This is a genomic window from Bradyrhizobium sp. CCBAU 65884, assembly GCF_028128835.1.
Classification (GTDB): Bacteria; Pseudomonadota; Alphaproteobacteria; order Rhizobiales; family Xanthobacteraceae; genus Bradyrhizobium; species Bradyrhizobium ottawaense.
On the sequence record NZ_LBJU01000134.1, the window covers coordinates 1 to 13437 of the forward strand.

The 13437-nt window shown below is 63.2% G+C and carries 12 protein-coding genes and 1 pseudogene; 3 read left to right on the forward strand and 10 right to left on the reverse strand.

The window, feature by feature from the left end:
• The 10 genes and pseudogenes from XI03_RS38035 to XI03_RS38080 form a co-directional block, all read right to left on the reverse strand.
• Positions 1–934: pseudogene (locus tag XI03_RS38035) on the reverse strand (hypothetical protein); the annotation flags it as partial.
• Positions 935–1158: 224 nt separating this feature from the next.
• Positions 1159–1407, reverse strand: a complete 249-nt coding sequence (locus XI03_RS38040) for a DUF6894 family protein (RefSeq protein WP_028145202.1) — start codon at positions 1405–1407, stop codon at positions 1159–1161.
• Between the two features lie 122 nt (positions 1408–1529).
• Entirely contained in the window at positions 1530–2495 is a 966-nt protein-coding gene (locus tag XI03_RS38045) for a helix-turn-helix transcriptional regulator (protein ID WP_271595231.1), read from the reverse strand.
• Positions 2496–2734: 239 nt separating this feature from the next.
• Complete coding sequence (locus tag XI03_RS38050) at positions 2735–3886, reverse strand: helix-turn-helix transcriptional regulator (protein WP_271595002.1); 1152 nt, start codon at positions 3884–3886, stop codon at positions 2735–2737.
• A gap of 303 nt (positions 3887–4189) precedes the next feature.
• Entirely contained in the window at positions 4190–4690 is a 501-nt protein-coding gene (locus XI03_RS38055; protein WP_028145205.1) for a hypothetical protein, read from the reverse strand.
• A gap of 90 nt (positions 4691–4780) precedes the next feature.
• Positions 4781–5227, reverse strand: coding sequence for a MaoC family dehydratase (locus XI03_RS38060; RefSeq protein ID WP_271595003.1), 447 nt, complete (start codon positions 5225–5227; stop codon positions 4781–4783).
• Between the two features lie 381 nt (positions 5228–5608).
• The gene (locus XI03_RS38065) at positions 5609–6031 is read right to left on the reverse strand and encodes a hypothetical protein (protein ID WP_018319784.1); all 423 of its coding nucleotides are present in this window, start codon (positions 6029–6031) and stop codon (positions 5609–5611) included.
• 12 nt (positions 6032–6043) lie between these two features.
• On the reverse strand, positions 6044–6265 hold the full coding sequence (locus tag XI03_RS38070) for a hypothetical protein (RefSeq protein WP_018319783.1): 222 nt from the start codon (positions 6263–6265) through the stop codon (positions 6044–6046).
• 141 nt (positions 6266–6406) lie between these two features.
• Positions 6407–7225 carry a lytic murein transglycosylase gene (locus tag XI03_RS38075; protein ID WP_038946356.1) on the reverse strand — a complete coding sequence of 273 codons (819 nt, stop codon included), beginning with the start codon at positions 7223–7225 and terminating at the stop codon, positions 6407–6409.
• A 35-nt stretch (positions 7226–7260) separates the two neighbouring features.
• On the reverse strand, positions 7261–9114 hold the full coding sequence (locus tag XI03_RS38080) for a flavin-containing monooxygenase (RefSeq protein WP_271595004.1): 1854 nt from the start codon (positions 9112–9114) through the stop codon (positions 7261–7263).
• 176 nt (positions 9115–9290) lie between these two features.
• Between XI03_RS38080 and XI03_RS38085 the strand changes: the two genes are divergently transcribed.
• The 3 genes from XI03_RS38085 (at position 9291) to XI03_RS38095 (ending at position 13432) form a co-directional block, all read left to right on the forward strand.
• The gene (locus tag XI03_RS38085) at positions 9291–10916 is read left to right on the forward strand and encodes a long-chain fatty acid--CoA ligase (protein ID WP_271595005.1); all 1626 of its coding nucleotides are present in this window, start codon (positions 9291–9293) and stop codon (positions 10914–10916) included.
• Between the two features lie 161 nt (positions 10917–11077).
• The gene (locus tag XI03_RS38090; RefSeq protein WP_271595006.1) at positions 11078–12190 is read left to right on the forward strand and encodes a glycoside hydrolase family 172 protein; all 1113 of its coding nucleotides are present in this window, start codon (positions 11078–11080) and stop codon (positions 12188–12190) included.
• A gap of 30 nt (positions 12191–12220) precedes the next feature.
• Positions 12221–13432 carry an acyl-CoA dehydrogenase family protein gene (locus XI03_RS38095; RefSeq protein ID WP_212477019.1) on the forward strand — a complete coding sequence of 404 codons (1212 nt, stop codon included), beginning with the start codon at positions 12221–12223 and terminating at the stop codon, positions 13430–13432.
• Positions 13433–13437 lie beyond the last annotated feature (5 nt).

A 13437-nucleotide genomic window follows, 5' to 3' on the forward strand; every position in this document is an offset into this window, starting at 1 on the left:
CAGCAGTGCCCATATTGCCGAAAGGAAATCCTTGAAAAATGGCGCCGAAAACACAATCTGCCAAAGTAGTGCTAGTTATCGTGCCGCTGTTCGTCACGCTTGCCGCGAGGTCGGCGCGAATGGCGTTGCTCGCGCCGCCGTCGGCACCAATGGTGCCGGAGGCGAAATTGGACACGTTGACGTTCTTGCCGGACACGCCGAACGCGTGACCGGCGATGTTGCCTGCGTTTGCCATCGTCACCACACCGGAGGCCTCGATCGCGCCGCCGGTCGCTGCAATCTGCGAAATGATACCGGAGGCATCATTGGTGATGTTGAGGCTCGTACCCTTGATGCCGCGGGCATCTCCCGAGATCGTTCCGGTGTTCGAGACCACGTTGACCGTGGCGCCGTTGATCCCGATCGTATCGGGCCCGACGCCGGCGATCGTGCCGGAATTTCGCACAGTGGACGTCGTGGCTTCGACCCCGCTCCCCCTTCCCCCGGCTTCGCTCGCAATCATGCCCGCATTGTCGAGCGTGAGTGTCGACGCCAGAATCGCATGAAAGCCGGTGATCGTGGCGCCGCTGAGATTCGACACCGTCAAACCGAGGCCGCTGAGACCCGACGCCAACGCGCCGTCGATGATGCCGGCATTGATGATGACATTGCCATCGCCGCTCTGGATGCCGAAGGCGCTTCCGTGCACCTTGGCGCCGGCCTCGATCCGATAGATGTTGTTGTCGTCCAGGCTTGTCCCATATCCGTTGTTGGGGGCCTGCTGAGCGTCGACATCACCCGAGCAAACGATGGTCGCATTGCTGACCGGTGCTGCCGGCGTGCACGCAGCCTCGACCCGATCGACGGCCAGCAGCGGCGCAGCGAACACCAGAAAGCGCATCGATCGCCGCACCAAATGCCGCTGCACCAAGTCGCCAAGAGCCGTCACATTCATCGCCTTCGTTCCCCAGAAAACCTCGCGCTTGATGGCAGCGCAGGCATGGTGATGCCGGACTCCTCCATTGGAAGGCGCTCGGCAGCGAACCCTGGATTCGCTAAACGCTAAGGTAGAAGCACGCCAATGGCCCGACTTGGACGGAAACGACCGCGCTTCAGCCGAGAACGAACCGAAGGCGCTTCGTTCCGCACTGGTGCAGAGTTGCTACACCGAAGCGGCACTCACGCCTGGTCCCAACCCTGTTTCTCGGCGCACTCCGCCCAGACCGGCGCGCGATAGATTTCGCGGCCGCTGTTGTCCCTGACGCGAATCCAGGCGTCGCGATCGCGCAGATCGTCGCGCCAGACGAAGAGATGTTTTGCCATCTCGTTGGCCACCACGAATGTCGCTTCCGCACATTCGAACACCATGCCGCCCGGGTCGATCTTCACGATGTTGCCCACCAGGAGGTCGAAAAAGAAACGGCGCATTCAATACTCCGGCTGTGGATGCGGCACGCAACGCTTGGGTCATGGCTTCGCAATAAAGGATCACGTCGGATCCCTGTCTGCTGGCTGAAATCGGCAGTTGGCTGAAATCCAGTGGCGCGCCGTCACGGCATCTCGCCGCTCCTGATGTCACTCGGCGTCGCGTTATAGGTGCGCCGGAAGCAGCGGTTGAAATAAGAGAGATCGCCGAAGCCGACATCGTAGGCGATCGAGCTCACCGTTCGCCCGGCATATCCCGGTTCCCGCAGCATGCGGTGCGCGCGCTTGACGCGCTGCTCGATCAAGAAGGAAGAGAACGTCTTGCCGTCGGCCTCGAACAGGCGCTGGAGATAGCGCGGCGTCACGCCGAGCTCCTGGGCAACCGAGGCCACTGACAGATCCTGCCGCCAGCAATTGTTGGCGATGGAGACTTTCGCCTTCTGGAGCCGCGCCGCCTTGACGCCGCGCCGTCCGGCCAGCTCCCGCGCTTCTCCGGTGGCACCGAGGACGAGCGCCAGCAGATCGTGCAGATGCCCGACCCCGAGCTGCCGCAGCACGGGCGTCGCGAACGCCTTCTCCCGCACCAGCGTCATCGCGTAGTCGACCAGCAGCCTCAGTCCGGCGGAGCTTTCAGGCATGACGCGCATCACGGCATCGTCGACGTCCACGATCATCGGCGCCAGCACGCGCCTCGGCACGCGCAGCGAGAAGCAGCTTCCCAGCAACAGCCGCTCGAACGTCGTGACGTCCTCCGCGCTCGTCAGCACCGCCTCTCCTGCATGAAGCCTCAGATCGTGTCCCCGCTCGGATATGCCGAGAACGCCGGACCTGTTCACGATCAGGGCGAGGCTGTCGTCGCCATCGGCCACCAGTTGCTTGGTGCGAATGACCCGCGCTCCGCACAGGCCCCCGATCAACAACTGGGCTTCCGGCAGGACATGAGAGGTGAAGCTCGCCGCGGCCGGCTTTCCATCCCTTGCCTCGACCTCCGCCTTCAGCACCCCGCGGCAATAGAAATCGCGAAGCAACGGGATGCGCTCGTTTTCGGGAATTTCGTTCGTTGAAACATTGAGAACGGAAAAATCAACCATGCTGCTCACTGCAATCTCTCCAGCCGACGAGCAGACCCGGCCACGCGCTGTCGTTTCCTCCACACGCGCGTTCGATGCCGTTGTGGCAAGCTTCGCGGCGCTCGCTGCTCTTCAATTATCAGAAGCGCGATATACGAAAGTCTCGAATGACTCGCGTCCTGCATTCGGATGACCCGCGAGCGCGGATCATCACAATGGATTGAGAACGCGGCACGTAACATCGAGGCATGCGCAATGAATCACGCGACGCTGTCATCGCCGTTCGTTCGCAGCGCGAACGGCACGGCAAAGCCGGCGGCGATCTTCACCAGATCAGCCTGCCTGCCGGCGCCCGTCTTCTCGAACAGGCGACCGAGATGCGTCTTCACCGTCGTCTCGGCGATGCCGAGTTTTGCGGCGATGTCGGGAACACCGCCGGTCTCGATGATCGCCATCAGCACGCGCAATTCAGACGGCGTCAGCCTGAAGGCTGCTGCGATCGCGTCGGCTGCGAGCAGCGGCAGCATGGAAGCTCTTTGAACGAAGAGCATCGTGGCTGCAATGTCCCGCGGCAGGCTGCGATCCCGCTTCAGCGGAAAAGCATGGAGCAGATAATGCTGCCCATCGGCCGACGTCGCAAGTTCGATCTGACGACGAGCGGCAGAATGTGTGCCTTCATCGAATTCGCACAGGCTGCGGAATATTTTATCGGTCTGGGTGTTGCGGGCCACGATCCGGTCACCGACGATCGCAAGCAGATTGGCATCGGCGAACAACTGGCGGCATGCCGCGTTGGCATGAACGACGCGGCCGTCCGCATCGAGCAGGCAGATCGCCGTGTTCAATCCGTCGAGGACGTCGGCAAGGTCGTCCACCGTATGCGAGCGGGCCCTGATCTGCCGGCCCATGATCTGTGACCGATGGATGTGCGGAGCGAGCAGCCGCATGCGCTCGCGCATCGCATCGTCGACGGTTCCACGGGAGCGGTGGCGCAACACCTGCAGGATCGTGGTGCGCGCGGCCGTCTTCTCGAGGGCGACGGTCGCAAGGTCTATCGCCCCCTGCGGTTCCACCCACTCGCGATGGAAGCTCGTCTCGAGAAAATCAGCATGGGACATGATGTCGGTCACGCCGATCGTCTGTTCGGGCGCGAGGGTGAGGTGACGGTCGAGCAGAGGATCGAGCTCCACATACCGGTCGCGATAAAGCTTGCGGAAGCGGGCGTCGGTTCCAAAATGCTGCTGAATCTCGATCGTAAGCCGTCCTGAATCCCTGGACAGGATCATCGCGGCGCAACCACCGACGAACTGCGAAACCTGTTCCAGCGCGCCGCTGCGCAAGGCGGGGTCAACCGCCGCGTCGTAAATCTCGCCGATGAGAGACGAGAACCGGTTTGCCTGATGGGTCGTCATCGGACGGACGACGCGATCTGCGTGCGGCCCGTCCGAGACGGAGAGCTCGCGATCCGGGAACTGACGGAGAAGACGGGCCGGTCAATTGCCGCCTTCGACGAGGAAAAAACGTTGCAGCCAGATGCTGGAATATCGAACATCGTCCTTGCGTAACGTCAACCGCAGGGTGCGGCTTGGACTGTTTCGCCAAAGACTAGGATAAATGCGAACAGCGCGCGGACTGTGTGCGATGAGTCACGCGCCGGTTCGCTGCCGCCCGCTTCGTTGCCACGTCCTGCCCGCTTCACGGCCGGCAGCGGCAACCTATTTCCGATTCTCCTCGCAGAACTTCAACGCGGCCAGCGCTTCGCCGGCACGCGGTACCTGCATCTCGATACTGTCGTCGTCATCGTCCTCGAAATCGAGCGTCAGGCGTCTCGCCTTCGACAGGCGGTCCATCATCGACTGGTCGTACTCGAAGATGCCGCGCACGGTGGTCTTGTCCATGACCTCCCACTTCGCCTTCTTCATGATGTCCGCATCGTCAGTGCCGACATCGGCCCGAAGGATCTCGCCGACCTTCTCCCATTCCCAGCCATCATAGATCATCACGATCACGATCGCCTTTTCGGAATAGGTGATCACGATGACGTAGTCGCGGTTCTCGTCCTCCTTGTCCTTGTAGCCACGGCTCGCATTGCAATGCGTGTCCTGCGTGCGCTTTTCGATGGTCCAGTCGCCGACCTTGGATTGTTGCGCAAGCGCCGGTCCGGCGCTTAAGGCGCCCGTCGCGATCAGCAAAGCGGCAAGAAGGAATCGTTTCATGTCAGCCTCCAGCGCGTTCCCCGGGCCGAGATGACCACCTCCGCGGGAGGGCCGCAAGGGCTTACCCCGGCAGAACGGCGGCGCCCGTGCCTATCCCCGCCGCGGCACGATCGCGATGGGAGTGAAGGTGTAAACCTCCTCGCCGCTCTGGTTGAACATGGTCCATTTCACCAGCGCGATACCCTGCGGCTTCGACTTCGAGGGCGTCAGGCTCATCACCTCCCCAACCAGATGCAGGCAGTCATTGGGCCGTACCGGCATCGTCCAGCGCAGGCCGTCGACGCCGGCGCCGATCAGCGGATGCGGGCCGAACGGGCGTGTCTGGATCGCGAGGTTCATGGCAATCGCCGCGGTGTGCCATCCCGATGCCGCCAGGCCCTTGAACAGGGTCGCCTTGGCCGCCTCGTGGTCGAGATGCATCGGCTGCGGATCGAACTCGGCCGCGAAGCGCTTGATGTCGGCCTCGGTGACCTCGATCTCGGGGGACCTGAACCGCATTCCGATCGCCAGATCGTCGAACCATTCGACCTGCGCCATGATTTTGCCTCGCAATGTCGTGCGCCGCCTTCGAAGAGACGGCCAAAGGGCTCCAGCAATGGCGGGACCGCAGCGCACAAAACCAGCCCCCGAGGTTCCCCGCGAAACCCCTTTCCCAAGGCGACGAAACACCGCTGAAACAGATGGCCGCTTAAGTCGTTGTCAAAATAAATACAGGGACGGCAACCATGCAATTCCTTCTCGACCTGATCTACGACTATTCCTGCTGCCGCAACCTCGTTGCCCATTCAATACGGGAGGACGAGCTATGATCGAGCTGATCTCGGGCCTGCTCGCCCTTTGCAGCGCCGGTGTCTTTGCGGCGCACGCGCTGGACGCCTACCGCACCACACATCACTGACCGCTTCGCCGTTTCGGCCGCTAGAAAGGCCGCCGGTAGAAGTGCTCCGAATGCGTTGCCGGCGGAAACCGGTTGGCGAGAGAGAGCGCGCCTGTCTCGTCGGTCTCGAGCGCGATCTTCTGCGCCAGCATCACGTCGCCCGGCACCAGGAAGCCTGACGGGACGAAGCACCATCCCATCGTGGCGCGGCCCTCGCCGTCGATTTCGTGGACATTGGCGGCGGTGCCGTAGTGAATGCGATAGGTCTTGCCAGTGTCGCATCCAATGACGTCGAAATACCGGTGCTCTTCGAATTGGGCGCGCTGTGCGGGCGAGAGCCAATCGAAGAGCAGCCGGCGACCACGGGCATCCGGCGTGTTCTCGCCGAAGAAGCGCCGATACAGTTCACGCAGCGCATGCAGACGCGCACGCGCCGGCGCGCGGAGCCAAACCGCCGTAATCATGAGCAGCTCAGATCAACCGCCGACCAGGCGGGGATAGAACAGCGTTTCCTGCGCGGTCGGGTCGAACGATCTGATACGAGTGACTTCGCCGGGTCCGTTGCGAAGGGCCGCGGTGAAGCCGGCTCCAGTCAGCTCCCGAAAGCGCCGTTCGGCTCGCGCCAGCGCTTCGGCATTGCCAGGATCAAACTCGTGGCGCGTATCGCCAGTCTGGTCCATCACGATCTGGGTTGCCATGTTGAGTCTCCTCATGCCCAGCCCTGAATCTGATCAAAGCAAACCTCGTGCCCTCGGTTCCTGATGGCAACAACTTTCTCATGTCGGCGCATCACGCCTTGCTGAGCAGGAGCGTTTTCGAGCGAAGTGGACGGGTTTTCGTCAGCGTGAGGCCGCCGCTCCGCCGCCCTCGTCGATCTGCCGGCCCATCAGCGCGATCGCCTTCTGATAAACGCCGGCCGCATTCCAGGCCTCGATGGCGACGAAATTCGGCTCGCCCGGCTGGTAACCGGCTCCTGCTTTCCAGCCATGACCTTTAAGGAAATTCGCGGTCGAGTTCAGCGCGTTGGCGGCCACCTCGAGGTTGCCGGTGCCATAGGCCAGGATGTTCTTGGGCATGAACTGGGTCTGGCCGACCTCGCCATGCATGGAGCCGCGGGTCGCCCCCGACAGCGTGCCGCGGTCGACCAGCTTCAAGGCCGCGTAGAGCTGGTCGGTGAAGAATTCAGGACGGCGGCAGTCATAGGCCAGGGTTGCGATCGACGACAGCATGTTCTGGTTGCCGCGCTGGCTGCCGAAACCGGTCTCCATGCCCCAAATCGCGATCAGCGGGCCGGGCGGGACGCCATAGCGCTGCTGGATGGAGGCGAACAAGGCAGCCTGCGACTGCTTGAGCTGGCGCCCCTTGGCGACGATAGTGGTGGCGCCGCGCTTGGCGAGAAACTGGTCGAGCGTCAGCGAAAAGCTGCGCTGGCCGCGGTCGGCCGCGATGGTGGCACTGGCGTAGTTGGTCTGCATCAGCGCCGAGAGCGCGGTCTGGCCGATGCCCTTGCCCTGCGCCTCTGCGCTGAACTCTCGTTTCCAGGCCTCAAAACCCGCCGGCGAGCTGCCGCATTGCGCGGCCGCGGCGGCGGACGCCAGGCACCCGAGCAGCGCCATCGCACCAACAACCGCTCCCGCAACAGCCCTGCCCGTGGTCATACCCAATCTCCCGTCCTGTACCGATCGGCGCAACCTTACCCGGAGGAACGCGCCGACTCCATGGCCTGATCATAGGACAATTCGAGGCCGTCCAGATTGCCTTCCTTCCGCCATTTGTCGAGCAGCCGCAGGAAGGCCACCGGCCCGCGCCAATATTGGCTGTTTCTTGCCGCGATCGGATCGAACACGCCCTCGTTGTTGTAGTAACCGGGCGTGCATTCGGCGAGATAGGTCTGGCGGCCGAGCGCGGCCTTGACGACCTCCTCGACCCAGGCGTTTTCCGCGGCCAGCGTCGGCTCCAGCGTTCGGGCTTTGCGCTTGCGCGCTTCGGCGATCACATAGGCGATGTGCTGCGACTGCTCGTCGATGATGTGCGGGAAGTTGGCGCTCTGGCCGGCCTGCACCGTGACGATCAGGAAGCAGTTCGGAAAGCCGCGGCTGTAGAACCCATGCATCGTCTTGACGCCGCCCTGCCAGCGCTCGGTCAGGCTCATGCCGTCGCGGCCGTAGACCTCGAAGCCCATGCGGCGGGCATAGTCGGTGCCGACCTCGAAGCCGCTGGCATAGATCAGGCAGTCGAGCTCGTAAGCCTTGCCGCCGGCCACGACGGCGTTCTCGGTGATGCGATCGACACCCTGCCCTTTGGTGTCGACGAGATGCACGTTGGGACGATTGAAGACATCGAGATATTCGTCGTGGAAGCACGGCCGCTTGCAGAACGCCTTGTACCACGGCTTGAGCGCGTCCGCGGTCGCCGTGTCCTTGACCACCGCATCGACGCGGGCGCGGATCTCCTCCATCTTGCGGTAGTCGGCCTGCTCGATGACCTTCAGTGCCTCTTCCATCGAGGTCACCGGCTGCGGCTGACGACGCGGCGCCAGCAGGATCTCGCCGAGCAGGCCGGTCCAGCCGTCCTGCACCAGGTCCCGTTCGACCGGCTCGCCGGAGATCACGGCAGTGAAATTGTCCATGCGCTCGCGCTGCCAGCCGGGCTTGAGGCTCTGCGCCCAGTCTTGATCCGTCGACCGGTCGTCACGCACGCCAATCGCTGACGGCGTGCGCTGGAAGACATAGAGCTCCTTCGCAGCGCGGCCGAGATGCGGCACGCATTGCACGGCGGTGGCGCCGGTGCCGATGATTCCGACGCGCTTGTCGGCAAGTCCGGTCAGTCCACCATCCGCATTGCCGCCGGTATAGCCGTAATCCCAACGACTGGTATGGAAGCTGTGACCTTTGAAGGTCTCGATGCCTGGAATGCCCGGCAGCTTCGGTCTGCTGAGCGGACCTCCGGCGAGAATGACGAAGCGTGCACGGATGCGATCGCCCCGATCGGTCTCGACCAGCCATCGCGCCTCCTGCTCCTGCCATGCCATCCGCGAGATGACGGTCTGAAACAGCGCGCGATCGTAGAGATCGAAATGGCGGCCGATGCGGCGGGAGTGCTCGTAGATCTCCGGGGCGCGCGCATATTTGCGCACCGGCATGTAGCCGGTCTCTTCCAGCAGCGGCAGGTAGATGTAGCTCTCGGTATCGCAGGCGGCGCCAGGATAGCGATTCCAGTACCAGGTGCCGCCGAAGTCGGCCGCCTTTTCCACGATGCGGAAATCATCGATGCCGGCTTCGCGCAAACGCGCGGCACAGAGCAGCCCGCCAAAGCCGCCACCGACGACGAGCACTTCAGTCTCTTCACTGACAGGTGCGCGCGCAAATCCGGGATCGGCCCAGGGGTCGTCGAGGTAGCGGCCGAATTCCCCTGTTACCTCGACATACTGAGCCTTGCCCTCGGCACGCAAACGGCGGTCGCGCTCGTCACGGTAGCGCGCGCGGAGGGCTGCAATATCGACGGTAGGTTCGCCGGCTGCACCGGTCTTGTGTCTTTCCGCTGACATGCATTTCCTCCACGGAGAACGCTGCTTCGCCGGCAGCTCGGACCAGTTAGCCCTGAAAAAGTGACGCATGCAATCGCGTCCAATGTTTTTTGCGTGAACGCCGCGTGACGTTCCGCTAACCTCGCGCACAAATCACAAGCGCAACGCCACGCAACGACGTGGCCGTGGAGGAGACCATGCAGGGATTGATGATGGACATGCCGCTTCTGATCAGCGGCCTGATCCAGTATGCCGCGGACTATCACGGCGAAGCCGAGATCGTCGCGCGCGAGATCGAGGGCGACATTCATCGCTACACTTATGCCGATGCCCATCCGCGCATCAAGCGCATGGCGCTGGCGCTGAAGCGGCTCGGCATGAATCCGGGCGATCGCGTCGGCACGCTGGCCTGGAATACGCATCGTCATTTCGAGATGTTCTATGCCGCGCCCGGCATGGGCTATGTGCTGCACACCGTCAACCCGCGGCTCTTTCCGGAGCAGCTCGTCTACATCCTCAACCACGCCGAAGACCGCCTGCTGTTCATCGACCGCGCCACGCTGCCGATCGTCGAGGCGATCGCGCCGCAGCTCAAGACGATCGAAGCTTATGTCGTGATGTCGTCGCGCGAGCGGATGCCCGAGACCAAGCTCGCCAACGTGCATTGCTACGAGGAGCTTCTCGACAAGGAGAACGAGGCCGGCTTCACCTGGCCGGAGTTCGACGAGAAGTCCGCCTCCACCATCTGCTACACGTCCGGCACGACCGGCAACCCCAAGGGCGTGATCTATTCGCACCGTGCCGCGATCCTGCAGACCATGACCTGCTGCAATTTCGACTTCCTGCCGGGACATGTCGAAGGCGTGCGCGAGGTGATGATGCCGATGGCGCCGCTCTTCCATGGCAATGGCTGGAACATGCCGTTCACGGCTCCCTACACCGGATCGAAGCTGGTGCTGCCGGGCCGCAACTACGAGCCCGACAAGCTCTATGAATTGCTCGAAGGCGAGAAGGTGACGCTGTCGGCGGGCGTGCCGAGCTTCTGGCTGATCCTGCTCGACTGGCTGGGCCGCACCGGCAACAAATTCTCCACGCTGCGGGCAACGTTGTCGTCGGGCTCGGCGCCGCCGCGCGCCATGGTCGAGAAACTGAAGCGCGACTACCATATCGACTACATCCAGGCCTGGGGCATGACCGAGGCGCTCGGCTGCTCGATGCCGGGCTTGAGGCCCGGCTCGGAGCATCTCGGCGACAAGGAGAGGTTCGACCGGCGCCAGGTGTCTGGCCGCGCCTGCTTCGGCACGAGCTTGCGCATCGTCGACGACAGCGGCGCCGAGTTGCCACGCGACGGCAAGGCCGTCGGCCATTTGCGCGCTCGTGGCCCCTGGGTCGCCTCCGGCTACATGAAGCTAGACGAAGGCCTCGACCGCGACGGCTGGCTGATCACCGGCGACATGGCGGTGATCGACCCACAGGGCCACGTCACGCTCACCGACCGCTCCAAGGACGTGATCAAGTCCGGCGGCGAATGGATCTCCTCGATCCAGCTCGAGGACGTCGCCTTGTCTCACCCCGACGTGCTTCAGGCAGCCGTGGTCGCGATCAACCATGAGAAATGGCAGGAGCGTCCCCTCCTCCTCGTCGTCCGCAAGAAGGGCGCGACCGTCGACGGCAAGACGCTGCTCGACCATATGCGCCCGAAAATCGCGAGCTGGTGGATGCCGGACGCGGTCGAATTCCTCGACGAATTCCCGATGACGGGGACCGGCAAGGTGTTGAAATCGGCTCTGCGCGAGAAGTTCAGGGAGTATCGCGTCGCGTGAGCCGCGCGCAGAGGCGTCGACCTTGTAGCCCGGATGGAGCGCAGCGCAATCCGGGCTACGAAGGCGGACATCGGTCGTCTTCCCTGACGCCTTCATCTTCACCTTTTGGTCAATTCAGCGACGATATATCGGGAGGTCGCTAACACCGCATCGAGGACATCATGGCGTTTTCCGGATTGGGCCTGCATCTCGGCAATCTGTCGCGCCTGTCGAACGCGCAGACGCGTTCGATCAGCCCCGAGAACTTCACCGGCGAGAAGGGCAAGGGCGGCATGTCCGTCGATGGCCCCGCCGCCCGCCAGGCCCGCGATCTCGGACAGGGCTGGAAGGTCTCGCCCTACGTCGTCATCGAACCGGGCACGACCTTCACGCTCGGCGACATCGCCGGGCAAGGCGCGATCCAGCAGATCTGGATGACGCTGGCGCGCGGACGGCTGCGGCATTCGATCCTGCGCATCTACTGGGACGACCAAACGCTGCCGAGCGTCGAGTGCCCGGCCGGCGATTTCTTCGCTTGCGGATGGGAAGAGTTCGCGCAGGTGTCCTCCCTCGCGGTCTGCGTCAATCCCGGCCGCGCCTTCAACTGCTATTGGGAGATGCCGTTTCGCAAGCGCGCGCGCTTCACGCTCGAGAACCGCAGCGAGGAGCAACTCACCGTCTACTACCAGATCAACTACACCCTGACCGACGTGCCGGAGGACTGCGCCTACTTCCATGCCCAATTCCGCCGCACCAACCCGCTGCCTTACAAGGAGGTCTATACCATCCTCGACGGCATCAGCGGCGCGGGCCACTATGTCGGCACCTACATGGCCTGGGGCGTCAACAACAACGGCTGGTGGGGCGAAGGCGAAATCAAGTTCTTCACCGACGGCGACGGTGACTTCCCGACGATCTGCGGCACCGGCACCGAGGACTATTTCTGCGGTGCCTATAATTTCGATCCCTATGTCGCCCATTCCGGCCAGGGCCTGCAATCGCGCTACCAGGAATTCACCACGCCCTATGCCGGCCTGCCCCAGGTGATCCGCCCCGACGGCGTCTACAAATCGCAGCAACGGTTCGGCATGTATCGCTGGCACATCCCCGATCCCGTGCGCTTCCACTCCGATCTGCGTGTGACGATCCAGGCGCTGGGCTGGTTGCCGGGCACCAAGGAGGCCAAATACCTTCCGCTGCAGGACGACATCGCCTCCGTCGCGTTCTGGTATCAGACGCTGCCGACGGCGCCCTTCCCGAAACTGCCCGGCCCGGATTATCTCGAAATCGGCTGATCCTGCCGCCGATCAATAAGGAAACCAGAGATGCTTTACCCGATGTCGCCAAAAGTCGTCGAGCTCAAGCGCAAGCTCGAGAGCTTCATGGACCGGCACATCTACCCGAACGAGGAGCGCTTCTATCGCGAGGCGGAAGAGCTGGGACCCTGGAAGGTCTATCCTGTCATCGAGGAGTTGAAGCCGCTGGCGCGTGCGGAAGGTCTCTGGAATCTGTTCCTGCCGGAGTCCGGCCATGGCGCAGGCCTGACCAATCTCGAATACGCGCCGCTCTGCGAGGTGATGGGCCGATCGCATCTGGCGCCCGAAGTGTTCAACTGCTCGGCGCCCGATACCGGCAACATGGAGGTGCTGGAGCGCTACGGTTCGGAGAAGGACAAGGAGCGTTGGCTGAAGCCGCTGCTCGCAGGCGAAATCCGCTCCTGCTTCGCCATGACGGAGCCTGCGGTCGCCTCATCCGATGCGACCAACATCGAGAGTTCGATCCTGCGTGACGGCGACCATTACGTCATCAACGGCCGCAAATGGTACACGACCAATGCGACCGACCCTCGCTGCAAGATCTGCATCTTCATGGGCAAGACCGATCCTGACAATCCGGACCGCCACAAGCAGCAATCGATGATCCTGGTGCCGATGGAGACTGCAGGCATCGAGGTGAAACGCCCCCTGCCCGTGTTCGGCTTCTACGGCGTGCCTGACCGGGCGTCCGAAGTCGTCTTCACCAATGTGCGGGTCCCCAGGGAGAACATGCTGCTCGGCGAAGGCCGCGGCTTCGAGATCGCGCAGGGCCGCCTCGGCCCCGGCCGCATCCACCATTGCATGCGGCTGATCGGCCTTGCCGAACGCACGCTGGAGAAGATGTGCCGCCGCGTGCGCAGCCGCGTCGCCTTCGGCAAGCCGGTCTCCGAGCAAACGGTGACGCAAGAGCGCATTGCAGAATCCCGCATCATGATCGAGCAGGCCCGGCTGCTCACGCTGAACGCGGCCTACGCGATGGACACGGTCGGCAACAAGGTCGCGAAGGCCGAGATCGCGATGATCAAGGTCGCCGTGCCCAACATGGCCTGCCAGATCATCGACTGGGCGATCCAGGCCCATGGCGGCGGCGGCACCTCGAACGATTTCGGTTTGACCCAGGCCTATGCGACCGCGCGTTTGCTGCGGCTCGCCGATGGACCGGATGAGGTGCACCGGAACCAGATCGCCCGGTTTGAGCTGAAGAAATATTCGAACGCGTAGATCCG

Coding starts and splice junctions, on each gene's coding strand:
- XI03_RS38060 (WP_271595003.1), bottom strand. CDS start 5,227: ATGGCGCAGGTCGAATGGTTCGACGATCTGGCGATCGGAATGCGGTTC.
- XI03_RS38085 (WP_271595005.1), top strand. CDS start 9,291: ATGCAGGGATTGATGATGGACATGCCGCTTCTGATCAGCGGCCTGATC.
- XI03_RS38080 (WP_271595004.1), bottom strand. CDS start 9,114: ATGTCAGCGGAAAGACACAAGACCGGTGCAGCCGGCGAACCTACCGTC.
- XI03_RS38095 (WP_212477019.1), top strand. CDS start 12,221: ATGCTTTACCCGATGTCGCCAAAAGTCGTCGAGCTCAAGCGCAAGCTC.
- XI03_RS38045 (WP_271595231.1), bottom strand. CDS start 2,495: ATGGTTGATTTTTCCGTTCTCAATGTTTCAACGAACGAAATTCCCGAA.
- XI03_RS38050 (WP_271595002.1), bottom strand. CDS start 3,886: ATGACGACCCATCAGGCAAACCGGTTCTCGTCTCTCATCGGCGAGATT.
- XI03_RS38075 (WP_038946356.1), bottom strand. CDS start 7,225: ATGACCACGGGCAGGGCTGTTGCGGGAGCGGTTGTTGGTGCGATGGCG.
- XI03_RS38055 (WP_028145205.1), bottom strand. CDS start 4,690: ATGAAACGATTCCTTCTTGCCGCTTTGCTGATCGCGACGGGCGCCTTA.
- XI03_RS38070 (WP_018319783.1), bottom strand. CDS start 6,265: ATGGCAACCCAGATCGTGATGGACCAGACTGGCGATACGCGCCACGAG.
- XI03_RS38040 (WP_028145202.1), bottom strand. CDS start 1,407: ATGCGCCGTTTCTTTTTCGACCTCCTGGTGGGCAACATCGTGAAGATC.
- XI03_RS38090 (WP_271595006.1), top strand. CDS start 11,078: ATGGCGTTTTCCGGATTGGGCCTGCATCTCGGCAATCTGTCGCGCCTG.
- XI03_RS38065 (WP_018319784.1), bottom strand. CDS start 6,031: ATGATTACGGCGGTTTGGCTCCGCGCGCCGGCGCGTGCGCGTCTGCAT.